The organism is Akkermansia sp. BCRC 18949 (assembly GCF_045011645.1).
In the GTDB taxonomy this organism is placed as follows: domain Bacteria; phylum Verrucomicrobiota; class Verrucomicrobiia; order Verrucomicrobiales; family Akkermansiaceae; genus Akkermansia; species Akkermansia massiliensis.
Window position 1 is genome coordinate 360,489 of the sequence record NZ_CP123619.1, and the last position, 24,878, is coordinate 385,366.

At 59.4% G+C, this 24,878-nt stretch carries 16 protein-coding genes and 1 tRNA gene; 9 read left to right on the forward strand and 8 right to left on the reverse strand.

Annotation, left to right across the window (positions count from 1 at the left end; all coding sequences use genetic code 11):
* Positions 1 to 17 precede the first annotated feature (17 nt).
* On the forward strand, positions 18 to 1,859 hold the full coding sequence (locus tag P8A25_RS01505) for a lysophospholipid acyltransferase family protein (RefSeq protein ID WP_022397649.1): 1,842 nt from the start codon (positions 18 to 20) through the stop codon (positions 1,857 to 1,859).
* 50 nt (positions 1,860 to 1,909) lie between these two features.
* Here P8A25_RS01505 and thiL read toward each other — a convergent pair whose 3' ends face one another.
* Positions 1,910 to 2,806, reverse strand: coding sequence for a thiamine-phosphate kinase (thiL, locus tag P8A25_RS01510; RefSeq protein WP_215443731.1), 897 nt, complete (start codon positions 2,804 to 2,806; stop codon positions 1,910 to 1,912).
* The gene (locus P8A25_RS01515) at positions 2,796 to 3,659 is read right to left on the reverse strand and encodes a CPBP family intramembrane glutamic endopeptidase (protein ID WP_102736976.1); all 864 of its coding nucleotides are present in this window, start codon (positions 3,657 to 3,659) and stop codon (positions 2,796 to 2,798) included. Before P8A25_RS01515 ends, thiL begins: the two co-directional genes overlap by 11 nt.
* Positions 3,660 to 3,859: 200 nt before the next feature.
* On the opposite strand from P8A25_RS01515, the gene P8A25_RS01520 reads away from it, so the two are divergent.
* From P8A25_RS01520 to P8A25_RS01540, 5 genes are all read left to right on the forward strand, one after another.
* The gene (locus P8A25_RS01520; RefSeq protein WP_022397646.1) at positions 3,860 to 5,242 is read left to right on the forward strand and encodes an ROK family protein; all 1,383 of its coding nucleotides are present in this window, start codon (positions 3,860 to 3,862) and stop codon (positions 5,240 to 5,242) included.
* Positions 5,243 to 5,395: 153 nt separating this feature from the next.
* Positions 5,396 to 7,984, forward strand: a complete 2,589-nt coding sequence (locus P8A25_RS01525) for a serine/threonine-protein kinase (protein WP_215443733.1) — start codon at positions 5,396 to 5,398, stop codon at positions 7,982 to 7,984.
* 157 nt (positions 7,985 to 8,141) lie between these two features.
* Entirely contained in the window at positions 8,142 to 8,273 is a 132-nt protein-coding gene (locus P8A25_RS01530) for a hypothetical protein (RefSeq protein ID WP_022397644.1), read from the forward strand.
* Between the two features lie 10 nt (positions 8,274 to 8,283).
* On the forward strand, positions 8,284 to 9,597 hold the full coding sequence (gene hflX / locus P8A25_RS01535; RefSeq protein ID WP_022397643.1) for a GTPase HflX: 1,314 nt from the start codon (positions 8,284 to 8,286) through the stop codon (positions 9,595 to 9,597).
* Positions 9,598 to 9,694: 97 nt separating this feature from the next.
* Positions 9,695 to 10,453 carry a hypothetical protein gene (locus P8A25_RS01540; protein ID WP_022397642.1) on the forward strand — a complete coding sequence of 253 codons (759 nt, stop codon included), beginning with the start codon at positions 9,695 to 9,697 and terminating at the stop codon, positions 10,451 to 10,453.
* 36 nt (positions 10,454 to 10,489) lie between these two features.
* Here P8A25_RS01540 and P8A25_RS01545 read toward each other — a convergent pair whose 3' ends face one another.
* The 3 genes from P8A25_RS01545 to P8A25_RS01555 all read right to left on the reverse strand — a co-directional run bounded on the left by P8A25_RS01545 (position 10,490) and on the right by P8A25_RS01555 (position 12,867).
* Positions 10,490 to 11,053 (reverse strand): Maf family protein, encoded by a 564-nt coding sequence (locus tag P8A25_RS01545; RefSeq protein ID WP_215443735.1) that lies wholly within the window; start codon positions 11,051 to 11,053, stop codon positions 10,490 to 10,492.
* Between the two features lie 52 nt (positions 11,054 to 11,105).
* Complete coding sequence (locus P8A25_RS01550; protein WP_180970910.1) at positions 11,106 to 12,647, reverse strand: pyridoxal-phosphate dependent enzyme; 1,542 nt, start codon at positions 12,645 to 12,647, stop codon at positions 11,106 to 11,108.
* Between the two features lie 142 nt (positions 12,648 to 12,789).
* Positions 12,790 to 12,867 (reverse strand) — tRNA-Asp (locus P8A25_RS01555).
* 383 nt (positions 12,868 to 13,250) lie between these two features.
* Between P8A25_RS01555 and P8A25_RS01560 the strand changes: the two genes are divergently transcribed.
* Positions 13,251 to 20,159, forward strand: coding sequence for an autotransporter-associated beta strand repeat-containing protein (locus P8A25_RS01560; RefSeq protein ID WP_215443737.1), 6,909 nt, complete (start codon positions 13,251 to 13,253; stop codon positions 20,157 to 20,159).
* 184 nt (positions 20,160 to 20,343) lie between these two features.
* Here the strand turns inward: P8A25_RS01560 and P8A25_RS01565 are convergent, their stop codons facing one another.
* Entirely contained in the window at positions 20,344 to 20,913 is a 570-nt protein-coding gene (locus P8A25_RS01565; protein ID WP_215443739.1) for a YdeI/OmpD-associated family protein, read from the reverse strand.
* A gap of 501 nt (positions 20,914 to 21,414) precedes the next feature.
* On the opposite strand from P8A25_RS01565, the gene P8A25_RS01570 reads away from it, so the two are divergent.
* A complete protein-coding gene (locus P8A25_RS01570; RefSeq protein ID WP_240454356.1) occupies positions 21,415 to 22,149 on the forward strand; it encodes a murein L,D-transpeptidase family protein in 735 nt (244 codons plus the stop codon).
* 100 nt (positions 22,150 to 22,249) lie between these two features.
* Here the strand turns inward: P8A25_RS01570 and P8A25_RS01575 are convergent, their stop codons facing one another.
* Positions 22,250 to 23,131 carry a diaminopimelate dehydrogenase gene (locus P8A25_RS01575; protein ID WP_022397636.1) on the reverse strand — a complete coding sequence of 294 codons (882 nt, stop codon included), beginning with the start codon at positions 23,129 to 23,131 and terminating at the stop codon, positions 22,250 to 22,252.
* Positions 23,132 to 23,337: 206 nt separating this feature from the next.
* On the opposite strand from P8A25_RS01575, the gene P8A25_RS01580 reads away from it, so the two are divergent.
* Entirely contained in the window at positions 23,338 to 23,481 is a 144-nt protein-coding gene (locus tag P8A25_RS01580) for an entericidin (protein ID WP_102722172.1), read from the forward strand.
* Between the two features lie 221 nt (positions 23,482 to 23,702).
* Here the strand turns inward: P8A25_RS01580 and P8A25_RS01585 are convergent, their stop codons facing one another.
* Entirely contained in the window at positions 23,703 to 24,521 is an 819-nt protein-coding gene (locus P8A25_RS01585) for a PEP-CTERM sorting domain-containing protein (protein ID WP_215443740.1), read from the reverse strand.
* Positions 24,522 to 24,878: the final 357 nt, after the last annotated feature.

Here is a 24,878-nt window from a genome sequence, read left to right on the forward strand (position 1 = left end):
CCGTTATACAGCGGGGCATGGCCCAACTCAAACACCCGAAGATGGTGGACATCAGAGACATTTTGGACGAGAATACGCGCCTTCCCGCCCTGGTGGCCGCGTCCGCCGAAAAGTTGCTGGGCCTGGAACGCTTGAACAAGGCGTACGATAAGATCGTGCGCGACAAGGAATCCGGTTCTCCGGAGAATTTCTTCCAGCTTGCTTCCAGACATTTGAACCTGAAGCTGCAACTGCGCCCGGGGGATCTGGAAAATATCCCCAAGAAGGGGCCGGTGGTCGTGGTCGCCAACCATCCGCACGGCCTGTCGGACGGCATCATGTTCGGAGAGCTGCTCACCCGCGTGAGGGAGGACGTCCGCATTCTGGCGAACGAACAGCTTTCCCTGTGCCAGGAGTTGGAACCCTGGCTGATCAAGGTGGACGTGTACGAGGATGAGAACGCCAAGCGCAAGAATCTCTCCGGCATGCGCAAGATGATCTCCTGGCTGCGGAAGGGCGGCGTGCTGGGCATTTTCCCCGCCGGCACGGCCTCCAGCTTTTCCCTGGCCCACAAGAGGGTGACGGACGATCCCTGGAACGCGAACATCGCCGCCATCATCCGCATGACGAAGGCGACAGTGGTTCCCGTGCATTTTCCGGGGCGCAACAGCCTGCTGTTCCAGGGCGTTTCCCTCATCAACCGCAAGGCGCGCGTGGCCTTCCTTCCCCGTGAAGTGGGGCGTGACGGGCGCCGTACGCACCGCATCGTGGTGGGCAAGCCCATTCCGTTCAGCCAGCTTGGGCAGTATGATTCCGATGAAGCCATGGTTTCCCATCTGCGCCTGCGCACCTACCTGCTGGGCAAGAGTTATGAAAAGAGCCGCCGTCCCCATGTGCACAGGAAGGACCGGAAGGCGAAGATGGCCGCACTGATTCCGCCCGTTTCCGTGCAGGACATGCAGGCGGAGATTGACGCACTGCCCGCGGAATGCCTGCATGCCCGCCAGGAGAACGGAGACTGGGACGTGTACGTGGCGGACGCCCTGCAAATCCCCAATATCCTGATTGAAATAGGGCGCTTGAGGGAATACACCTTCCGCCAGGTGGGGGAGGGCTCCGGCAAGGCGTGCGACCTGGACACGTACGACAACCATTACAAGCACCTGTTCCTGTGGGACAGGACCCACCGGAAGATTGCAGGGGCCTACCGTATGGGGGAGACGGACAAGATCATCGCCCGCTACGGCGTGAAAGGGCTGTATAACGGGGAATATTTCTCCTTTACCCCCGCCGCCCTGAAGGTGCTGGACCGCTCCCTGGAAATGGGACGCGCCTTCATCGTGCCGGAATACCAGAAAAGGCCGCTGGCCCTCGGCTTCATCTGGGAGGGCATCGGCCAGTTCATGGCCCGCAACCACCATTACCGCTACCTGTTCGGCACGGTAAGCATCTCCCGTGATTACACCAACCTTTCCCGTGCCCTCATCGTCTCCTACCTGAAGGCGCATGAAATGGACTCCGTGCTGGTGCATGAGGTGAAAGCCTACAATCCGCCCCGCAAGGCGGACCTGAAAAGGTCGGAATCCTGTATCCTGCCCATTGGCCTGACGGACGCCCAGGGGCTCTCCCAGCTCGTGGCGGACATTGAGGAGGACGGCAAGGGAATTCCCGTGCTGCTGCGCCAGTACCTGAAGCTGAACGGAAAAATCCTGTCCTTCAGCGTGGACAAGCATTTCGGCGATGTGCTGGACTGCCTGATCCTGGTGGACATTTTCAAGTCTCCGGAGCGTTCCATCAAGCGCTACATGGGGAAGGACACGTACGAACAGCTGCTGCCCTACATGCAGCGGGAGAGGGAAGAGGAGAAGGCGGCGGAATAGTTCCGCAGGCGTTTTTTGCCGGTTTCCGGTCCGGTTTTTCCCTTATCCGGCTAGTTGAAATGCCTGTAGCCTGACGGAAGGGCGGAGAAGGGTTCCGTCGTCATTTCCCCGATAACGGTGAAGGGCGTTTCCGGGAAATGCTCCGCGGCCAGCCGGGTAACCCGCTCCCGGTCGCCGGGACGGAACGTGACCAGCAGCTCGTAATCCTCCCCGTCTCCTGCGGCCTGCGCCGCGGTGAAGCCCGGGCGCACGGGAAGGAGTTCTTCATGAATGCGGAATCCCAGTCCGGAGGCCGCGGCCAGCCGTGGAAGGTCGGTTCCCAGACCGTCGGAAAGGTCCATCATGGCGGTGGCCAAGCCGGAGGCGGCCAGTACGCCGCCCTCCCTGACCCGTGGAATGAAGGAAAGATGGTGCCCCGTGGGAAAGCTGCCGCCGAGCACGCCCGTGACGGCGAGCAGGTCTCCCGCGCGCGCCGTGCTGCGCAGGACGGCTTTCCCTTCCGCAACCTCTCCGGTGAGGGCCACGCTGATGATGAGGCCGTCTTCCGGCAGTCCGGAGCTTTCCCCTCCGGCAATGCTGATGCCGAATTGCCGTGCCAGCCGTCCCATTCCCCGGTAAATTCCTTCCACCTGGGAGACGGGGCGGTCCGCATGCACGAACAGGGTCACCAGCGCGTGAAGCGGTGTGCCGCCCATGGCCGCTATGTCTGAGACGGCCCTAGCCAGCGCCTTCCTGCCGATCAGTTCGGGATCCGTTCCAGGCAGGAAGTGCATGCCTTCCACCACGCAGTCCGTTTTCAGGAGCAATTGACGGTTTCCGGAGCTCCGGGTCACGGCGCAATCGTCCCCCGGTCCCGTGACCAGGAAGGCGTTGGAGGGCATCAGGGGCAGGAGCCGGGCCACCAGCGCGTCCTCCCCCGTCTGCCGGATGGTGGGATCAGGTTCCATAGGGAAGGAGAACGCCGGGATACAGGATGTTGATGAGAGTGGCGGTGTTAAAAATGCAGTGGGCGATGATGGGCGTCCAGATGGAGCCCGTGTATTCGTACAGCAGCACCAGCATGGCCCCGAAGATTGCCAGCGGAATGAAGGGCACCAGGCTGACGTGGATGATGCCGAAGAGCAGGGACGTGGTGACCAGCGCAAACCAGGCGCCCGTGTACTTTTTCATGATTGGGTACAGGTAGCCGCGGAAGATGAGTTCCTCCACCAGCGGGGCCGCGATGGCGGCGCTGAAGCAGATGACCACAACCAGGGGAATATCGCTGGAATGCCGCAGCACGGAGACGATGGACTGCTCCGCCGGAGCGTGCGTGACCTGTTCAATCCACTGGAACAGGCCCGCCCTGTCCAGCAGGAAGTGGATGACCAGCACCAGCAGATAGCCCGCCACGGGGGCATAAAGAAGGGCTTTCAGGGAATGTTTTTTCAGCCCTAGCGCCTCCATTCTGCCTGTGTGGAACATGCGCACCAGCAGGACGAAGGCCAGGATGAGGTTCAGGCAGGTGCCGTTGAAAATCTTGTAGCCGTCCAGCTCCATGTTTGTAGTGGTGGGCGGAGCGGAGGCTCCCGGAGGCGTGGCCGCAGCCATCAGGGCGCCCAGGCTGAAGTACAGGACGATGATGCCGCACATGGCGATGTCCAGCATGTCCAGATGGTCCACGGGGATGTGCCATTTCAGGGGGCGCTGGATGTTCGGCGCATGGGCCTGGCGGAAGATGCCCACCGCCACGGCGATGAACATGACGGCAATCAGGGCGGAGGAGAACAGGGTAATAAGCTGGTCCGTTAATTCATTCATGAAACAGGTATGCGTGGAATAGGCCGCCCTTCCGGAGCGCCACGCCGGAATAAGGACACCTGCTTCTTTAGTGAAAACACGGTGATTTTCCAGCAGAAAGTGAGCTATCGCCCCGTACTCCGCAAAAAAAATCATGAAGGAAGGGAATGAATACTTTTCAAAGAAAAGCGGGTATGCTACGTTTCCAACGGATTATTGCCATGAATATTCAACCCAAAATCACGCCTGTGCTGGACCCCGGCTTCGTGCCGGCCGTTCTTTGGAATCAAGCCTTTGAGGCCAAAGCCGCCGCCGATCCCGCTTCTCATCAAGTGGACATCGCTCTGACCCGCAATGACGGGACCTGCTTCCGCTGGTCCGGCAAGCTCCTTCCCCACACCGGGGAAAACGTTGCCCTGAATGAGACCTATGTGGAACGCATCGTGAAATTCCTGCTGTGGCAGAAGGGCGGCAATATCATCCTCGTCGCCGGGGATGACGCCATTGCGGACATGCTGGCCTCCCGCTACTGCAAGGGCGGCGCCCGCGAATTCGACTGGGATTTCATCGGCAAGAAGATTTACGGCTCCCCCATTGAAGTGAAGAAGGTGTCCGTGGAAGAACTGCCTGAGGAATATTCCGGCTCCATGACCCTGGGCCGCAACCTGGACGGCTACCGCATCGGCTTCGACCTGGGCGGTTCCGACCGCAAGTGCGCCGCCGTGGTGAACGGAGAAGTGGTGTATTCCGAAGAAGTGGTCTGGGACCCCTATTTCCAGAAGGATCCCCAGTACCACATTGAAGGCATCCAGGACTCCCTGGAACGCGCCGCAGCCCACCTTCCGCGGGTGGACGCCATCGGCGGTTCCTCCGCCGGCGTCATCATCAACAGCGAGGTGCGCACCTCCTCCCTGTTCCGCGGCGTCAGCCAGGAAGACATTGAAAAGACCCTCGGCAAAGTGTTCCGCACCCTCCAGAAGGAAAAGTGGAACAACATCCCCTTTGAAGTGGTGAACGACGGTGAAGTCACCGCCCTCGCCGGAGCCATGGGCATGAACGACAACGCCGTGCTCGGCGTAGCCATGGGCACATCCGAAGCCGCCGGCTACGTGGACCCGGAAGGCCACATCAAGCCCTGGCTGAATGAACTGGCCTTCGCTCCCGTGGATTACTCGGAAGAAGGCGGCGTGGACGAATGGTCCAAGGACATGGGCGTAGGCGCCCTCTACTTCTCCCAGCAGGCCGTAGCCCGTCTGGCTCCCCGCGCCGGCTTCCAGTTTGAAGGCATGCCCTTCCCGGAACAGCTCAAGAAGGTTCAGGCCGCCATGGCGGAAGGCGACGAACGCGCCCGCAAGATTTATGAAACCATCGGCGTGCACTTCGGCTATGCCATTGCCCACTACGCCAGGTTCTATGACATCCGCAACCTGCTCTTCCTGGGCCGTGTGGCTTCCGGAGACGGTGGCCAGATCATCATTGACAAGGCGGAGGAAGTGCTGCGCACCGAATTCCCCGAGCTGAAGATCCAGCTCCGCGTGCCGGATGAAAAGACCAAGCGCCACGGCCAGGCCGTAGCCGCCGCTTCCCTGCCGGCCCTCTCCTGACAGGCGGAATGAAATTTGCGGGAGGGACCCTGTACGGGGGTCCCTCCCTGCTCATATCCGGAGGGGGACTTTTGCCGGATGCGCTGAACAGCCTCTGCCGCGCCGGATTCCCGCCCCTCCTTTTTCCGATTCCCGCCCCGACGCCCTGCGTTCATGAATCCCCAGCAAGACAACATTGTTCATTGCCCGGAATGCGGGCAGGCCATGGACGTTTCCCAACTGCCTCCGTATGCCAACGCCATCTGTCCGGGCTGCCAGGCGCTGACGCGCGTGAAAACGCGCATGGGCCCCTACCGGATTACCGGAAAACTGGGAAAAGGCGGCATGAGCGTGGTATACCGGGCGGAAGATTCCGTGCTGGGGCGGGAGGTGGCCCTGAAGGTGCTGAATGACACCTATGCCGGGGATGCCCTGCGCAGTGAACGCTTTGAACGGGAGGCCCAGATCATGGCGCGGGTTTCCCATGAAAACCTGGTGCAGATTTATGCCGTGGGGCGCGACCAGGGCCTTTTTTACATTGCCATGGAACTGGTGGAGGGCAGCGGCCTGGATGCCCTGATTACCGCGGAAGAACGCGTGCCGGAGGACAAGGTGCTACGCCTGACGCTGGATATCGTGCGCGGCCTGGACGCCGCCTGGAACGCGGGCCTCATGCACAGGGACATCAAGCCCGCCAACGTTCTCCAGTCTCCTGACGGAGTCGCCAAGATCGTGGACTTCGGCCTCTCCCTGCTGCACAGTGAATCCGACGTGGAGCGGGAAATATGGGTCACTCCCTATTACGCAGCTCCGGAAACGCTGCTGAGGGGAGAAGAAGACTTCCGGACGGACATGTACGCGCTGGGAGCCACCATGTACCATTTGCTGGTGGGCGCTCCCCCCCGCGTGGACGCTTCCCAGTCTTCCGATGTCCTTCTGGAGACCAAGAAAAACCTTCCCCGCCTGGAACAGGTGGTCAATGACGTCTCCCCCATGACCTGCTTCATCGTGGACAGGCTGATGGCTTTTGACAGGGAAGACAGGTTCTCCTCCTATCCGGAATTGATGGATGCCGTGGAACAGGCCCTGGAGGAATACACCCTGGCCATGCAGGAATTCGGCCTCACCTGGTCGGAACGGCGCGCGGCGGAGGCGCGGCGCGTCCGCCGCAGGAAATGCCGCATTATCGTCATTTCCTCCGTTGCCTCCGTAGTGGCGCTGGGGTTGGGCATCTGGGGCTGGGCGGCATGGCAGAAGGGGAGGGGCGCTTCCCCGGGAACACCCCCTCCGGCGCTCACTCCTACGGCGGGAACGGGCACTACCCCGGAGGACACGGCTGCGGCGGAATCGCGGCTGGAGCGCAGCATCCGCTTCGGCAAGCTGTTCAATGAAGCCCAGGAATCCCTGAACCGGGGAGACCTGGTGAAAGCCGCCGCCATGTTCGGGGATCTGGCGGACCAGCCGGACTGCCCCCTTTCCACCTCACTCTGGGCCGGTCTGAACCAGGTTCTGTGCATGTGGACGCGCGGCCAGTTCCCGGAAGGGGTGGAGCGCCTGGAAGAGCTGAGCAGGAAGGTGGAGGCCTGCAAGGACCCTGCGGAACTGGAACGCTCCAGGGACGTCGGCAACCTGGTCATGTACTTGAGTTCCGGGGACTGGTCTTCCCGAATGCCGGGTTTGCGTTCCAACTCCGATCTGGCCGTGCATTACTATGTGGGCATGGCGCTGAAATCCTGGTACTTTGCCGGTAAATGGCCGGAATACGGCGTTTTTCTGGACAAGGTGGCGGCCGATGCGGCGGACGACCGGGACAGGAACGTCCGTGAGCTGGCTTCCGCCTGGCTCAACAACCTCAAGAGATATACGGACCAGTACGAACGCCTGAAACGCCTTCAGGACATGCCGGAAAAGACGGTGGCGGAAGTGGAGGCCAAACGGTCCGCCGCAGACTTCCTGCGGGAACAGATGATGATCGGGGAAGTGCCCGCGATGCCCCCGGCCTATGCCGCGCTGGAAGGAATGCTGGACCATTTGAGAATGCAGTACCAGACAGCCCGTGACTGGGAGGCGGCGGAAGCCGTGAAGATGGCTGAGAGGAAAAAGGAGGAGGAAAGACAAAAAGCTCTGGAGGAGGAAAAGAAAAAAGAAACCCTGCTGGCCGCCCAATCCAGAAGCTATGAAGACGTTTGCCGGGAAGCGGCGGACGTCATGAAAAAAACCGGGGACTTTGAAAAGGCCTCCGCCGTTTACGGCGGGGCGGAAAAGGTTATTTCCTCCCCCGCCGTCAAGGCCAGGCTGGCCGTGCGCCGGGAAATGACGGATCAAATGCTGCCCCTGTTCACCCGCATGGAGAAAATTCTGCCCGCTCTCCTGGAAAAGAAACCTGGAAAACCCCTGGTGCTGAAAGACGGCTCCAAGGTGCGCCTGACAGGGATGAAGGGGCATCTGCTGACTGTGGAACCGCAGGACAGCAGGGAAGGCAGTGATGCGTACCAGGTCAGCTGGAACGAGCTACCGTTCAACTCCCTGTATGCCCTGGCGCGGGAATGCCGCCAGAAGCAGCCTGCGGAATTCTCCCCCCTGGCGGATGCGTATTCCAAGCCGCTGCTTATTTTCGGCAGTCTGACGGAGACCATTTCCCCCGCCCAGCAGGAAAATGCGCTGCTCCAGATGGACCGCGCCTTCATTGAAAAATGGAACCTGTGGATGAGCGGTCTGGACGCGGAGGAGACGCCCCCGGAAGACGGTGAAGAATCGGATTAATTCCGGCAGGCTCTTGGCCGGAGGAGGGCGGGAAGGCCGTGCCGACGGTGGAAAAGTCCCGTCTGGAAAAGGAACCCTGCGCCGGTTTTGCGGAAAAGTAGGCGTGATGAAGTAAAATTTGCTTGCCTAGGATACTCCGTACAGGTCTCATAGCCGCATGAGACTGATCAGCTTTTTGACGCTGGCATGCGTGGCCGGCATCCTCTCTTCATGCGGTTGTGACTGTCACAAACACGCGGACTTCGCGCTGAAGGACTACCAGCCCACCTCCAGCAAGCAATTCCGTTAACTGCTTGAATATGTTTGAAATTCGTGAAAAGCCGGAAATGGTGGAGCGAGCCATGCTCGTTTCCATCTACTTCGACCCTTCCGAGGCCAGGGAAAAACAGGCCATGCTGGACGAGCTGGAAGACCTTGTCACCAACCTCGGCATCAGCATTGCAGGCAAGCACCTCATCAAGTCCCGGGACATGCACGCCAAATTCCTGTGCGGCACTGGAAAAGCCCAGGAAGTAAAGCAATTGGCGCTGGACTGCCGGGCGGACTGCGTGGTGTTTGACAACATGCTTTCCCCCTCCCAGCAGCGCGAATGGGAACGGCTGATTGACGAATGCGTGATTGACCGTGAAGAGGTCATTCTGGATATCTTTGCCCGGCGCGCACGCACGCGGGAGGCCACCCTCCAGGTGGAGCTGGCCCGCATGCAGTATTCCCTGCCGCGCATGGCCCGCATGTGGAACCACCTGGACCGCCAGGGCGGCGGTTCCGGAGGAGGCAAGGGCGGCGGCGGAGCCGCCAGGGGCGAGGGCGAAAAACAGATTGAAGTGGACCGCCGCCTGGCGCGCGCCAGGATTGAAGCCATTCAGAAGGAACTGGCCCTAGTGACCCGGCAGCGCGCCACGCAGCGCAAGGAACGGGAGCGCCAGGCCGTAGCCACGGCCGCCATCGTGGGCTATACCAATGCCGGGAAATCCTCCCTGCTTTCCCTGGTATCCGGTTCCGAAGTCATGGCGAAGGACATGCTTTTTGCCACGCTGGACACCACGACGCGGAAAATAGAACTTCCCCACGGGCAGCCCCTGCTGCTGACGGATACCGTGGGCTTCATCCGCAACCTTCCCCACCGCCTGGTGGAGGCCTTCAAATCCACGCTGGAGGAAGCCGTGCTGGCGGATTTCCTGGTGCAGGTGGTGGACGCCTCCGATCCGGAAGCCGTGCGCCATTATGAAACCACGCTGGAAGTGCTCGGCGAGCTGGGCGCGGGCGACAAGCCCATGATCGTGGTCCTGAACAAGGTGGACCTTGTGCCGGAAGAAGAGCGCCACACGCTGGAAACCCTGTTGAAGCCCCACTTCAACGGCAGGGTGGTGCCCATGTCCGTGCAGGAGGGGCATGGCGCGGAAGACCTGCTGAACGCCTGCGTGGAGATGCTGGAAAGCCGCGTCCGGCGCGCGCGGTTCCTGATTCCCTATACCCGGAGCGACCTGGCGGCCGCCATGCACAGTGAAGGGAAGGTTCTCTCCACGGAATACGTGGAGGAAGGCACCCTGATAGAAGCCGTGCTCCCTGTGGCGTTTTATAACAAATTCAGCCGTTTTCTGGCGGAAAAATGATTTCCTCTTGATTGCGGAGAAACCGCATCCTCGGCAGGGAAATCATTCTTTTTTCTTGAATTTTTGTATGTTGGATATATTATATCCAGCATCTATAATGAATAAGTTGTGCTGTATTATTTTGTGCGGAATAATTTCCTGGGCCACTGTAAGCGCCCAATCCCTGCCTCCGGATGCCCGGAAATTGAAGGAACAATATGAGAACATCCTTTCTTCCATTAATCAGAAATATGAGGCGTCCAAATTGAAAGCCTATCGGGATTCCATGAACAAATATGCTGCGAAGAATGACTTCGCTTCTGCGGCGGAACTGCAGAAAGTCGTGGAATATTTGGAGAACCGCTTGTCCGCCAAAGAACTTGTTGGGAGGGATGAACTGTCCCGGATGGAAAAAGTTTCTCCTAAAGTAGGCGTACAGATGAAGGAAATTCAAGAAGATGTGGCGTCTAAAAGAATGAAGGAAAGGAAAAAGACGGACAAGGCCTACTTGGATGCCCTTCTTAAAATTCAGAAAAAGTACGCCAATCTCGGTAAAATAAATGAAGCGCTGGCCATTCAAAAGGAACTCTCTGCAGTTCGTGTTATTGCCTCTTTTATTGGGCGGTGGAAAACGGTTAAAGGGGATACCGCCGCGAATGAAATTCTTTATTTGAATGATGATTGCTCCGTCTTTTTGGGCAAGGACGGAAAAGAGGTTACTTGGTTGGGCCACAAATCATTCAGGGTATCTCCCCAGGCAGAGAAAACCATTGAGCTGTTGAACGACAAAGGGAACCACAGCGGATCCCTCAAGATGCTTTCCAATTTTGAAATCCAGTCGCCGTCTGGCTGGAAACTGCGCAAAATGAATCCCTGATGAAGAAGGCAGGAACGTTAAACGTACATTTAATGCTCAGTAACCCAAGCTCCGCAGGCATTCCACCACCTCCCTGACGGGCAGCCCGATTACGTTGTCCGTATCTCCGCGCACGGAGGAAATGATCATCTCCCCGTGTTCCTGGAACGCGTAGGAGCCGGCCTTGTCCATCACATTCACCAGCTCCATGTAGCGGCGGATGTCCTCTTCCTTCAGCTCCCGGAACGTCACTTCCGTCAGCACGGCCAACTCTTTCACTCCCAGGGGGGACCGGATGGAAACCGCCGTGCACACGTGGTGCGTCCGTGCAGAGAGCATCCGGAGCATGGAACGGGCCTCTTCCCCGTCTTCCGGTTTGCCAAGAGGAAGGCCGTCCAGAAAAACGAGCGTATCCGCGCCGATGACGGTGGAATCCGGATGTTCCCGGAATACGGCTTGCGCCTTTGCCCGCGCATTGTGCAGGCAGAGTTCCTGCGGAGGCATGGCGGCGTCCTTCAGCTCCTCCGTATCCCGTACGACGAGGGAGAAAGGCACGCCGGCCTTCGCCAGAAGCTCGCGCCGCCGGGGGGACTGGGAGGCCAGGATGATGGGGGGAAGCATGGAAGGAGAGCCAATAGTTAATATCTATTAACTATTACCTGTTAATTGTTAACTATCTGCTTCCCATAATCCGGTGGAAGGCCTCCGGAGAAATTTCCCGGATGGCCCGGATGATGTTCCTGGAGAATCCGGCCATGCGCTTCCGTACCGTTTCCCGGTCTTCCGCGGATTCAAACTCCATGCCCACCAGGGCGCGGCCCACGCGTTCCCCGGTATAGGTGTAATTGAAGTAGCAGAGGGATGCCAGGTCCGCGATGCGTTCCATGAAGTCAAGAAAGGCTCCGGCGCGTTCCGGAAATTCGATGTGGACGAACAGGGGATGCTGGCACAGCTCCGCCTGGTAGTGAATCATGCGGAAGCGCACGTCGTCGTCCTCGCTGATGTCTTCAAACTCGATTCCCTTCTTCTTCAGCGTCGTGCGGATGGTGTCCAGGTCTTCGTCAGAGGCGGCGATGCCGAACACGGGGTACTGGGTGTTGCCCTCCGTCTTGCCGTACTGCACGTCCACCAGCGTGGTATCCTGCGGGATGTGGCGCAGATACTTGAGCACCTGGCCGCGCTTGGAATCCATGGAGATGCGCAGGTAGCGCGTTTCATGGTTGCCGATGCCCGCCTGGCGGGCGATCTGGGTGAGGTGGGTGAAATCCATGTTGGCTCCCGAAATGACCACGAAGCTCTTTTCCTCCGGCTTCACTTCACCTTCGTTCCATTGTTTCAGGAATCCGGCCAGGCTCATGGCCCCGGAGGGCTCCGGCACTACGCGGGAAGATTCCCACATGGCGCGGATGGCCTGGCAGACTTCGTTATTGGTGACGGTCACGAACTCGTCGATCAGTTCCCGGCAAAGGGGATAGGTCAATTCTCCGGGGATATGGACGGCGGTTCCGTCGCAAAAAACGTCCACGTAATCCAGGTTCACCCGGTGTCCCTGCTCAATGGAGGTTTTCATGGAGGCCTGGTCCACGCCTTCCACGCCGATGACCTTGATGTGGGGCCAGAACTTTTTCAGCCAGCAGGCTACGGAGGCGGCCAGTCCGCCGCCGCCGATGGCGACGTACGCGCGGTCAAAAGGGCCTTCCCCGCTCATCACCACTTCATCCGCCAGCGTTCCCTGTCCGGCCATGGTCACCAGATCGTCATAGGGATGGACAAAAGTGCTTCCGTGGGTTTCCGCGTACTCGTGGGCGGCTGCGGCCGTCTCGTCATAGCAGTCTCCATGAAGCATGATCTTCACATGCCTGCCGCCGTGGCGGCGCACTTCCGTCTGCTTCACTTCCGGCGTGGAGCGGGGCATGAAAATGGTAGCGTGGCAGTTCAGGACGCTGGCCGCCAGGGCCACGCCCTGGGCATGGTTGCCGGCGGAGGCGGCCACAATGCCCTTGTCCCGCGCCTCCTGGCTCAGTGCGGCCATGCAATTGAACGCTCCGCGCCATTTATAGGCCCGGATGGGGCCCAGGTCCTCCCTTTTGGCGTATACCGGGGCCTTGATGCCCGGCAGATTCAATCGTTGAAGAGGAGTCGGTTCGCCAACCGTGTAAACGCGCTGGCGGGCTTGCAGTATTTCCTCGGAAAGACGGTCCGAAAGTATGCTCATGATTGTAATGCTGGCTCCCATTCTACCGGGTTCCGGCCCTCTTTTCCAGTAAAACATTGCCACCGGACTGCCTGTTTCCCAGGTCCTGGACTTTCCGGGCACAAAAAAACCGCCCGGAGGCGGTTGTTTCTTTGAAGCAAGGTGGCGAAGCGGACGGGGCTCGAACCCGCGACCTCCAGCGTGACAGGCTGGCGCTCTAACCGAACTGAGCTACCGCTCCGTGACCTTGGATGCTGTGTTCCTGCCTTGCGGCGGGGACGTGGAGGCTTATACAGGCACTCCCATGGGAATGCAAGACAAGAAATCACTTTTTCCTGCATGCAGGCCGCGCTTGCTGGAATAAGCGGGAGAAATACCCGTGCGGATTTAAAATCCGGAAATGTTCCTTAATGAGACCAGATATATAATAAAATATTGATAATGCCCGTACTTGGCGCCGGTATTCCCACTCTTCTTCCCTTCCTACGCATCAAGCCGTTCAATTGTCCTAAAGCGCTTGGCATTAAAAATTGTCATTGACTCCGGATTTTAAATCCGTTAATTATTACTAACGATATAGTCTGGTATATAATTTATTATTAATTATCAACACGTTACAAAATTATGCGTCCGCATTTGCCCCTCCCTCTCCTGTCCGCTCTTCTGGCCTGTTTCATTTCTCCGTCATGGGCTGCCTATACGTTGACGGGCAACGGAGAAACGACGATCTCCTTTGCCGACGACCAGTATACGATTACGCCGCCGGCGGGGGATCCAGTGACTCAGGCGGATTCCCCCGGTGACATCTATTTGACGGATATTACGGAAAGCGGGACCTATGAAGACGGCTATAACCGGGTTCTCAATCTGGAAGGAGGAATTTATACGAAGCTGCAGTTATGGAATGTTGCGGGTACCGCCGGAGGCGTCACCTTGGGAGGGACCAATTCCTTTGTAATCAATATCGGGGCGGGAACGTCCCTGCTGAATACAAATCCTCAATTGATGGGGTGGAGCAATCAGGACCGGATCGTGGCTGCCGACATCACGCTCAATGTGGACCAGAATGCAGGGACGATCAATGGATTCTGCCTGGTGGGGGATGGCAACAAGACGGATGCGTTCCAGACGACAGGGACATACATTGTCAATATCCATGGGGGGGAATGGGTCGGAACTTCGGTTAGCTCGCCTAACGCCAGGTGGTGCATAGGGCTGGGGCAGGAATCCTTCCGCCATACGGGAGACGTCACATTCACCATTGACGGCGGAACCTTCGCGCAACTGGTAACGGCCGGAACGACACGTGGTGCGGGTCAAAAATCAACCATTCTCGGGAACGTTGCCCTGAATCTGGACGGAGGGACTTTTAACGGCTCCGTGGCCCTTCTGGGAAGAGGCCTCGTCCAGTTGGGAGACGGAACGAATGCATATACGGCCAAATTGAGAATTGCGGGAGGCCAGTATAATGCGAATGTGTATGGCTTGTCCGATGCGACCGCAGCAGGTTCCGCAGCAAATATTGCAGCCAATTCGTCCGCTTCCATGGAAATCACGGGAGGATCTTTTGCGCAAAGTTTGTTTGCGCAGGGAGTGACGACGACTATCACGGGAGCTACTTTTTCCGGAGACGGAACCAAGAAAATTTTTGCGGGCGCCCGTTTAAGCACGTCAGCCTGGAGCCTTACTGATACCAATATGACGCTGGACCTGGGCAGTGGCACGGTAGCGGCCATGATTGCGGGGGGAAGCTGGGTGGAAACCGGGGAAAGCACGTTCAATATTACAGGTTCCACCAACCTGACCTTCAAGTCCGGGACGTATACAGGCCAGATCTGGGGCGGTTCCTACATTAATGGAACCGCTACGGCTGCCCTTACCGGAAATATTGGTTCCACCAATATCACGATTACAGGGGGTACATTTGACGGAGCGCAAATATCCCTGGGCACGTATGTGGAACGCAACAACACCAGTTCCGCATTGACGATCGGGGAAGCCAACCTTTCCATCAGCGGAGGCACGTTCAACAATGCCGCCATTTATGCGGGCGGCCAGAAGGTCAACGGCACTTCCCTGACCACGGCGCTGGCCAACGTGACCATTACGGGTAATGACGCCGTCTTCACCGGGACGACAACTCTTTCCGGCCAGGGGCGCGGGGATGTGGTCACCAAAAGCGTGCTAAACCTGAACGGCGTGACAAAAGCGGACATGTTCGCCAACGCGACCGTTACCGGGTTTGACGAGATATCCGCCGGAGCGGGCACGGATGCAATCATTGCCAATGCCACGGTTCTGGATGGGCGGAGCGCCTTCACCAAGAGCGGCACGGGCAAGCTTACGCTCAGTTCTTCCACCGGGTTTGCGAATGCCCTGACGGTTTCCGGGGGAGAACTCAGCTTCGGGCTCGCCGGCGGAGTGGCCTTCGGCAATTCCATCACGATGGGAGCCGGGGCCCGTCTTACCTCTGCGGGTGATATGGCTCTTTCTCCGGCTTCCGGCCTGACGCTGGACCTGACGGGGCTGAATTCCTCCAGCGCTTCCATCATCCAGTCCGGCGGCACGCTTTCCTTCAATTCGGAAGGTACGCTGACCCTGACGATCAGCGGGGTGGACCAGACGATGGAAAACGACTACAAGCTGATTACGGCAGACAGCTTCGGCACGCTGACGGCCAGCAACTTTTCCTTTGATCCCAGCGGTCTTTCCGGCGATTACACTTATGCCCTGGAACTGTCCGGAAACACCCTTTACCTGCGCGTCAAGGCGCTGGGTGAAGCCCTCAACTGGAACGGAGGGGCCGCGGGTACGTGGACGGCAGCGGGAGGCGCAGCCATCTGGCTGGACAAGGATGGGACGGCGGTCGTTTATGATGCCGCCAAATCCGCCAACTTTGAAGACCTGGCAGGCGTGGCCCTCTCCGCCGTCACTATTGACGGGGATGTTTCCTCCGCCCGCCTTACGGTCAACAATGGGGAAACGGCCTATACGTTCACGGGCACGGGAGCCCTTGTAGACGGCGCGAATCCGATGTCCCTCGTTAAACGGGGGGAAGGGGAGATGACCATTGAAAATACCGGGACCAATACGTTCTCCGGCGGCACGACCATCATGGCCGGCACCCTCAACCTGAATGCCGTCCAGGGCCTGGGCACCGGCACGGTGACGCTGAACGGAGGGGAACTGGTGCTGAACACGGCGGGAACGACGGAAGGAACGCTGGGGCTGGTAGCGACCAACAAGCTCATTTTTGCAGGTGGCATTTTCACGTACGGCACGGGGGCCACGCAGGATATTTCCGGCCTCATTGACGCCGCCGCCAGTACCAGGGCCATCCAGGTGAATACGAACGGCAATAATATTGCGTGGGCCACCTATACCCAGGAACTGGGGAACAAGGACATCGTCAAGCTCGGGGACGGCCTGCTGACCGTTAACACGACCCTGGGAGGCGCCTTCACCGGCGCCATCACCGTCAGCGGCGGCACGCTTTTCTATGATATCGGGGCCAACAGCGCCACCCGGACCTGGAGCGGAAACATCTCCATCGCGCAGGATGCCACTCTTCAAATCAGGGACAACCGCGCCCATGCCAGCACAATGACGGATACGCTGTCCGGCCGCATTTCCGGGGCCGGTTCCCTGGTGCTGGGGCACAAGGAGGGAGGAGGATTCCCCGGAGGAGGCCGTTATTCCATCAGCGGAGACAACAGCGGTTTTACGGGCACGTTCAAGCTGGTGGGCAACGGCACCAACGCCGCGTGGAATGAAGTGGCCTTTGCGAATGCGGCCGCCTTTGGCAGCGCCAGCCTGGAGCTGGACGGACGCGGCTTTTTTGTCAGTGATTCCACCAATTCCGTCAATGCCGACATTCATGTGAGGGCGGCGGGAAGCTGGCTGAACGGCAATTCCAACCAGACCGTGACGTTCGGGGGCGACTTGACGAGTGACGCCGGGGCCAACCTGGGAACGACGGCTGCAGGCAACCCGACGCTGACCACCATCTTCACCGGAAACCTCACCGGTTTTGTGGGAACCATGCACTCCGGGCAGGGGAATGTGGTTCTTGCCTTTGGCAACGGCGGTGCGGCCGCCACGCTGGGAACGGGCGAATTCATCAAGGCCGTTTCTATGGGAGGGGCCGGAACCTACCGCGTCAACTACACAGGCACGGGCAGTGACCTGCTTTATACCGGCAATGTGATTGATACGGCGGCTCTGGACGTCCAGGGCGGCGACAAACTGGTTCTTACCGGGGCGAACACGTCCACAGGGGAATTGAAGATTGCCCGGAACTCCTCCGTCCAGCTGGGCGACGGGACCGGGGATAACGCCGCCTGGGCCGGAACTGTCACCGGAGCGGGGAGCCTCACCGTCAACACCACGGGCACCTTTGCGGTGGGAGACCGCGCCAACGGCCTGACGGGAACGCTCACGCTGGCCAAGGGTACGCTAGATCTTTCCGGCGCGGCGGCCACCACCAACATCCTCATTCAATCCGGTTCGCTGGCGAACGCCGGGAACTATGCGGGAACGGCTGCGAACAAGGTCCATGTCAATGCGGTTGCCGGTTCCGGCAATATTGCCCTGGGCGGCCTGGATGCCGCCGGGCTGGGAACGGTCGTCACCGCCACTGCCGGGACGCAGCTCACCGGGCTCAAGCAGGGTTCCACCTGGACCGTGACCGGCACGGGCAGCAGCCTTGCGGTAGGTGCGGAGAACATTTCCGGAGACCCCTTCACGGGGACGGACTCCCTGATTCAGTTTGAAGGCGCGGGGGACAACCTGGGCAGCATCTCCTTTGGAGACGGCTCCACCCTCACCCTGGACCTCACCAGCGTCATGGATGCCATGAAAACGGCGGGCGGCAATCTGGAAATCCTGCTGACGAACGGCGGCTTTGCGCAGGACCTTGAAACGCTCAAGGGCCACATTGCGGCCAATCCGCTTTTTGCCGCGCTGGGCTTCGGCATTGTAGACGTCAACGGGGGCAGCATCGTCCTCTCCGGTGATACGGACCTGGTTTACGTCTCCTCCGTGGACGGCACGGGCAGTGCGGACAATCCGGTTACGAACCAGTCCCTCAACTTCTACCAGGCCGTGATCGTGGACCAGGACCTTTACGTCCAGTCGGACGGCTCCATGGTGATCAAGAACCTGACCGCGCCGGGAACCAATCCGGGCCAGACGGGAACGGGCAACCTCATTGTCACCAACACGGCGGACAACAAGGGCAGCATCGAATTGCAGAACAACCTTTTCCATGAAGGAACGGGAGTGGACACCGTCTTTGCCGGGAACATCAGCGGCCTGGACGGTGCCGCGGCCAATACGGACCTGGTCAAGACGGGAGCCAACAAGCTCACCCTGTCCGGGAATGTGACGCTGGCCGGAGACATCATTGCGGAACAGGGAACGCTTCAGCTTAACGGCACGGCCAATGTGGAAGCCCTGCGCCTTGATTCCACGGACGCGGGCTCCCTTGCGGTAATCGGCGTGGGAGGCCACACGACGGCCCAGACGCTGGCGTCCGGCGCCAACGGCGGAAAGCTGGATATCGGTTCTTCCGGAACATTGACGCTGACGGGAGCTACCGATGGCCTTTCCCGCACGGAAATCGGTGGAACGGGAACGCTGAACATTGCGGAAGGCGCTTCCCTGGGACTGGCGGCGGACAGCGCGCTTTCCGGCGTGGTGCTGGACCTGGACGGCTCCCTGAGCCTGGCGGCGGACGGCTCTGCCGGTGGCCTGAACGGCGCCGGAGACCTGGAGCTGAACGGGCAGACCCTGCATATTCAGGCGGCTTCCGGCCAAACGCATACGTATGATGGAACGCTGGGGGCCGGAACACTGGATGTTTCCGGCGCAGGCACCCAAGTCCTGCGCAGCTCCGGCGCGGATACCGATCTGACGGTCAGCGGAGGAAACCTGGTTCTCCAGGGCAAGGCGGATGTAGACGGCGCCCATCTCAGCTACGGTAATCTGGTGAACAACGGCAAGCTGGCCATCCAGGCCAGCGACAACGCCCTGACGGCGGTCAACACCACCCTGAGCGTGGAAAACGCCACCTTCGGCAGCGGTTCCACCACCACCTTCACCCTGAATACCGATGCCGACATGACCGCCAGCTTCATCAAGGCTTCCGGAGACATTGTCATTGAAAACGGAGCCGCCTTCCACGTCACGTCAATTCCGGGCGTCAACATCACCTGGAAATCGGGCAATCCGATGGAACTCACGCTGATGGAGCTCACCGGAGCCGGAACGATTGACCTGGGAGAAAATACGCTGACGGTAGGCGGTCTTTTCCTCACCTATTACAAGAATGCCCATCTGGTGCAGGAAGGGGACAAGGTCGTTCTGAAAGCGGAGGAACAAACGGACAATATTTATGCCGGCGTCGCTGACACGGCCAACTCCATGGCGGGCGCCAATCTGATTTGGGAAGCCGCCAGGCACGGTTCCGTGGACCAGGCCGTTACGGACTTCCTGGCCGCCCTCAATGACGACATGGTTAACAATCCCTCCGCCGCCAGGCGTTCCCTGGCCGCCGCCGCGGGCAGCACGGTCACCAGCCTGGGCATCGCCCAGCGGGACGCCCTGCGCGACCAGATGAACTGGATACGCAACCGCACCAACCAGATGGGCGTGAACCCCGCCTACGTCAATGCGGACCTCCCCTACTTCCACATGTGGATGCAGGGCACGGGCTCCTATGCCAAGCTGGACACCAGGGGGGATGAAAGCGGCTACCAGCTCACCACCTGGGGCGGCACCGTGGGCATGGACGTGGACCTCAGCGACCACTTCACGATGGGAGCGGCTTTCACGGCCAACTACGGCGACCTGACGGCCAGCGCGGCGGACTCTGCGGACGGTCATCTGGACAGCTACTACGCCAACCTCTTTGGCCGCTACCAGAGCAAGCGCTGGGCGCACACATTGATTCTGACGGGGGGGTGGAACGACGCGAAGCTCAACCGCACGGTCAACTACGGAGCGGGCAGCTACGGCACGCAGGGCAACACCAACGGGTGGGGCTTTGGAGCGATGTATGAACTGACCTACGACGTGTACCTCAATGAAGACAGGAGCAGCATCCTGCAGCCCCTGGTCAACGCCTCGGTAGTAACCACGAGAATGGACGGCTACACGGAAACGGGAGCCGGCAACATGGGCCTGAACGTCGCCAAACAGGAGTTGACGACGGGAACGGTTGCGCTGGGCGGCCGGTGGATGGGGCTCATCGGCAGCAACATCTTCGGTCGAGAAGCGCTGGCTGAGTTCCGGGTGAACGCGGCCCAGGACATGGGAGACCGCCGCGGAGAAGCCAATGTGGCGCTGCTGGGCAACCCCGGCTTCACGCAGAGAGTCAGAGGAGCGAAGGTGGGAATGACGGCTCTGCAAATCGGAGCGGGGCTGAGCGTGCCGGTAGGAACGCAGGGAACGATCTTCGTGGACGGCAATGCCGACTTCCGGGACGGAGCGAACTCGGTGAACGGAAGTATCGGCTACCGGTATGACTTTTAAGGAGAGTTGAAGTTTGAGAGTTGAGAGTGGAGCGGAGACGCTCTGCTCTCCCGGACCCGCAGGGCCGTTCCGGCATTGTCCGGAACGGCCCTGTTGCGTAAGGAGCGCGGCTTACAGCCGCGTTTTCGTTTAGTTGCCGCATCGGCATGCGGCGTCTGTTGGGAAAATAAGGGAAGCTCCGTTTTCACTCTTCCAGCAGCCGGCCTCCGTCATGCCATTCTCCAAACATCCTGTTTTCCCGGGTATTCTTCAGGAACTTTTCCAGGCGGCTATGGAACAGCTCCGGCTGGTTTTTCTTAATCTGGATGGTATCCAGGCGCACGTGGCGGTACAGGCGGGGAAAGGCCAGGAAGTTGGAATAAACGCGCGGGTCCTTCTGAAGGGCTTCTAAAATATCCGGATCAATCCGGAACGCCTCCGGGTCCATTTCCGGCAGGCATTTTTCTCCATGGGGGGTCATCAGCCCCAGCCTGGTCAGGCGGCGTACGCGTTCCTTGTTCAGCTCGGACCATTTGCTTTTCCTGGAACGTGGGGTGAGGCGCTGGGCCAGAAAGCCGGAGGCTGTCTTCTTGCGGGTGCTGTCAATCCAGCCGAAGCACAGGGCTTCTTCCACGGCGTCCAGGTAAGGAATGGCATGGGGGGAAGGCTTTCTCGTCGTGAGAACCCAGCAGCAGGAGGAGGAACGGTGGTTCTGTTCCAGCCACGTTCTTAATTCCTGCCGTGTGGTGATGGGGAGAAGGTAGTCTATTTCCATGGCGGTTCGGTGGATGCCGCTTCTTTCTGCGGCAGCGCGCAAAAAGAGAAGGTGCGCAGGCCGTTTTTACGAAAGGGCCTTCCGTTGATGCGCCGCGTGCCGGGATGGAGCGGCTAACGGGGTGAGGATACCTTCCCGGAGGCTGCATTTCCAGTACAGGCATGTTTTTCTATTCCATGGCATATTTCCCGGCAGGGGGCCTGCCCTTCCTCCAAGTCCGGGAATCCCTTCACGGCGTCTTTTTTTCTTTCTGCGGACATCCTTTCCCCTCTTTTGCGTAAGGAAGGGCCGGAGACGGTCCCGAGCATGATGGAGTACGGCACCTGTCCATCCTTTCCCCGGAAGAACGGGGAACTGGCCTTCCATGCCGGCGGCTTTTCACCGGAAAGGTTATTGTTCCCGGAGTGGAGGGGCAGGCCGTTCCCGACGTTCTTTTCACTTCCGGCAAAGGGCGGCGGGTTTTGTCCTTGTCAAAACGAATGCCGCCATTATACATGATTTATGAAGAAAAGCGTGTTGCTGGCCGGGCTGGGATTGGTTCTGCTGGCCTCCGTGGTGGTGACTCTTAAAATGGCGTGTGCCGAGGATTCCGTCAACCGTGCCGATGCCGCGCGGGAACGGGTAACGCCCGTGCTGAATTCCTTCCTGGGCCTCTGCGGGGCCAAAGTGGGGGATCCTGTATTCCTGCGTGCCGTGAAGGAAGACTCCGTGCTGGAACTGTGGGTGAAGCCGGATAAGGCGGAACGCTACGTGCTTGCCAAGCGTTACCCCATTGCCGCGTGGTCCGGAAAGCTGGGGCCCAAGGAAAAGGAGGGGGACAAGCAGACCCCGGAGGGTTTTTACGAAGTGGAGCCGTCCGGCCTGAATCCCCGCAGCAACTACCATCTGGCTTTCAACATCGGCTATCCGAATGCCTATGACCGCTCCCTGAACCGGACGGGAAGCTTCATCATGGTGCATGGCCGGGACGTTTCCATTGGCTGCCTGGCGATGACCGATCCGGGGATTGAGGAAATTTACACCATGGTGGAACAGGCCCTGATTCATGGGCAGCAGCGCGTTCCCGTGCAGATTTATCCCTTCGTGCCCACTCCGGCGCGTTTATTGAAGGAAAAGAATTCCCCCCACGCCGCTTTTTGGGCGGACATGGCACGCGCGTGGGACTGGACGGAACGGACCCACACCCCGGCCCGGGTGAATGCCGTGGATGGCAGGCTGGTGGTTGTGGAACAATAAAAATCCTCCGGCCGGGGGCCGGAGGATGGGAAAGGTGCGGAAGGAAAGGGGAACGGTTGCCCCTGTTGCCGCGCGTCCGGGAAAGACGTGCCGGAACGCTCTAGACGAGCTGGGCAATCAACTCTTCGCGGTCGCCCGGCAGGAAGTCCATCGGGGCGATTTCCGGCAGCGTGTAGCAGCCGGAGGCCAGTTTCATGCTGGCTCGGGCGCAAGCCACCATGACCTGGGCGGTCAGGGCCGGATTATTGATGCGCATTTCAAACGTGAACATCTGGTTCTGCGTGGAGCCGGAAACGCCCTTGCGTTCCATCAGCACGCCGTGGCCCATGTCCTTCAGCGCGTCGATGTCGGGCACCTGCTGCACGCGGGTGTCGTCATGGCTGAAATAGGAATCGGACTTGATGGCGAACTCCACGTCGGAGAACTTGGCTCCTTCCTTCAGCACCACGTAAACCATGCGGCGGTGCACGCCGGAACCGGTGGGGATGGTGAGGGAAAGGGCGTCCGCCACTCCTTCCTTGGAGCGGGCGACTACGCTGTGGCCCATGCTCATGCCGGGACCGAAGTTGGTGTACGTAATGCCTTTGGGAGCCATCGCCAGCATCAGGGTGCGGATGACGGAGTCCGTGCCCGGGTCCCAGCCGGCGGAGATGATGGAGACGGCGTCATGCTTGATCGCCTGTGCTCCCAGGGAGCGCCGCAGGTTCACGATGTCCCCGTGGATGTCAAAGCTGTCCACCGTGTTGATGCCGCGGGCGAGCAGGGGCAGAGCCGTTTCTTCCACGCTGCGGGTGGGGGTGCAGAGCAGGGCCGCGTCCACATGGCCCAGGTCCTCCATGCTGCTTGCGGTCTTGATGCCGTGCACGGGTTCGCTGCCGGGGCGGCGGACGATGCCCGCCAGTTCCATATCGGGCGCGGCGCGCAAGGCGTCCACGGCGTATTTCCCGATGTTGCCGTATCCTACAATGGCTACTTTGATCATCTTGGTAGTAAATAGTAATGATTCCGGGAGCGGGGACGGAATGTCCTCCGGATGTTTTCTCCCGTTGACGCATGTTTTTTAAGCGTTGCGGGTGCGCATGGCAAGAACGGAGAATGACAGGAGCGCCTGTGCGGCATCATGAAGGGTTCTTTGAACGGAGTCCGGAGAAATGGAGTCTGACCACTCGGAACTCTTCCAATAAAACGATGAAAAGCAAATTGATTATTCTGAGTATCGCCACCCTTCTTGGGTGTGTTTCCTGCCATACGATCGGCGGAGTAGGCAAGGACGTGGAAGCCGTCGGCAGCGACATTAATTCCGCCGCCCGCTCCACCAGCCGTTCCATGTAAAAAGACTGTGTGTGACCATGGACGAAAACCGCTTCATCCATCCGGATGAAGCGGTTTTCTTTGATGGGCGTGACGCCTTCTTTCCAGCCTCCGGTTTTCCGGCCCCACGGAATGTTCCCGGTCCCTGTGAAAAGGGGTTTTTTACGATGTGTGACGGGAGCAATAAAAAGGGCATGCCGTATGCCCGGCATGCCCTTTGAAAAGAAATTAACCTTCCGTTTTTAACGGCGGCGGCGCAGCATCAGGGCCGCCAGGCCCAGAAGGCTCAGGGAGACAGTGGCCGGTTCCGGCACGCCGTTGATGTAGGAGACGTAAATCTTGCCGTTCTCCGTGAACACCTGGTACTTGCCTACGTTTTCAGCGGTCAGTTCCTCGGCGGCGATGTCGTCGCTCTGCGTTCCGCCCGTGATGGTCGTGTTGCTGGTTGCGGCGCTTCCCACTCCGTTGACGAGTTCACGCGTCACGAGCTCAAATGCAGTTCCTTCCGTAATCAGGTCGCCCAGGGAGGCGGAGAAGGCGAAACGGCCCAGATCGGTCTGGTTCGTAAGATTCAGGATGCCGGTCGTGCCCAAGTCCACGAACAAATTGTTGCTGTTGGCGTTCCAGGTAAGCGCGGCAGTGAGGTTCAGCGTGCCGTATACCGTCCAGTTCATGTTCTGGTCGCAATTGGCTACGATGGAACCGCTCGTTTTGCCGACGGTCAGCGTGGAGCCTTTTCCCACGGAGACGGTCGTGCGCTGGAATTTGGTGAAATTCTGAAGGGACACATTGGCTCCGTTGGAAACATTGATGGTGGAGGTCCATCCTTCCACGGTGGTGCCGGGACCGCATACCACGGTATGGTCTCCGGAGACGTTGACCGTGCCCCAGTTGGGATTGACCAGCGGGACATCGGCGCTGGCGCCGCTTTCCGTCTGCCAGTTGGATGCCTGGCTCCAGTCGGTAGAACCGTCAATGGGAGCCCATGTATAAATAGCGGCCTGCGCCGTCATGCAGGAAAAAGCCAGCAGGGAGGAAAGCAGGATCAGAGTTTTCTTCATATGAATGCGATGTGAATTAGAGCTTGAAAGGGAAACTTCCAAGCCCGCGGGAATATGCCGGATTACAAATCCGGGGTCAAGGGCCGATTTTCATATCAAGGAACTTATGCTGCCTGACCGTTGCACCATGGGAGACCGTTTCCGTGTAGGAAGCCTTCCGGAATGAGGAAGCCGGCCCCTGGAACGCCGCAAGCCTTTGCGGCCGTTGAAATATACGTGTCCTGCCAGGACGCACTGATTTTCAGGGAAAAGGATTCGCTGCCGCTCGGGTTAAATACGGATGCCCCAAGGACTTGCGGCGCTTCATAAGGCATCGGGACCATTCCATGTTAATCTGTAACGGATTTGTAATCCGCG

What these genes read in the sequence shown, in the direction of transcription:
- P8A25_RS01505 (WP_022397649.1), top strand. Translation starts at nt 18, where the DNA reads ATGGCCCAACTCAAACACCCGAAGATGGTGGACATCAGAGACATTTTG.
- thiL (WP_215443731.1), bottom strand. Translation starts at nt 2,806, where the DNA reads ATGGAACCTGATCCCACCATCCGGCAGACGGGGGAGGACGCGCTGGTG.
- P8A25_RS01515 (WP_102736976.1), bottom strand. Translation starts at nt 3,659, where the DNA reads ATGAATGAATTAACGGACCAGCTTATTACCCTGTTCTCCTCCGCCCTG.
- P8A25_RS01520 (WP_022397646.1), top strand. Translation starts at nt 3,860, where the DNA reads ATGAATATTCAACCCAAAATCACGCCTGTGCTGGACCCCGGCTTCGTG.
- P8A25_RS01525 (WP_215443733.1), top strand. Translation starts at nt 5,396, where the DNA reads ATGAATCCCCAGCAAGACAACATTGTTCATTGCCCGGAATGCGGGCAG.
- P8A25_RS01530 (WP_022397644.1), top strand. Translation starts at nt 8,142, where the DNA reads ATGAGACTGATCAGCTTTTTGACGCTGGCATGCGTGGCCGGCATCCTC.
- hflX (WP_022397643.1), top strand. Translation starts at nt 8,284, where the DNA reads ATGTTTGAAATTCGTGAAAAGCCGGAAATGGTGGAGCGAGCCATGCTC.
- P8A25_RS01540 (WP_022397642.1), top strand. Translation starts at nt 9,695, where the DNA reads ATGAATAAGTTGTGCTGTATTATTTTGTGCGGAATAATTTCCTGGGCC.
- P8A25_RS01545 (WP_215443735.1), bottom strand. Translation starts at nt 11,053, where the DNA reads ATGCTTCCCCCCATCATCCTGGCCTCCCAGTCCCCCCGGCGGCGCGAG.
- P8A25_RS01550 (WP_180970910.1), bottom strand. Translation starts at nt 12,647, where the DNA reads ATGAGCATACTTTCGGACCGTCTTTCCGAGGAAATACTGCAAGCCCGC.
- P8A25_RS01560 (WP_215443737.1), top strand. Translation starts at nt 13,251, where the DNA reads ATGCGTCCGCATTTGCCCCTCCCTCTCCTGTCCGCTCTTCTGGCCTGT.
- P8A25_RS01565 (WP_215443739.1), bottom strand. Translation starts at nt 20,913, where the DNA reads ATGGAAATAGACTACCTTCTCCCCATCACCACACGGCAGGAATTAAGA.
- P8A25_RS01570 (WP_240454356.1), top strand. Translation starts at nt 21,415, where the DNA reads ATGAAGAAAAGCGTGTTGCTGGCCGGGCTGGGATTGGTTCTGCTGGCC.
- P8A25_RS01575 (WP_022397636.1), bottom strand. Translation starts at nt 23,131, where the DNA reads ATGATCAAAGTAGCCATTGTAGGATACGGCAACATCGGGAAATACGCC.
- P8A25_RS01580 (WP_102722172.1), top strand. Translation starts at nt 23,338, where the DNA reads ATGAAAAGCAAATTGATTATTCTGAGTATCGCCACCCTTCTTGGGTGT.
- P8A25_RS01585 (WP_215443740.1), bottom strand. Translation starts at nt 24,521, where the DNA reads ATGAAGAAAACTCTGATCCTGCTTTCCTCCCTGCTGGCTTTTTCCTGC.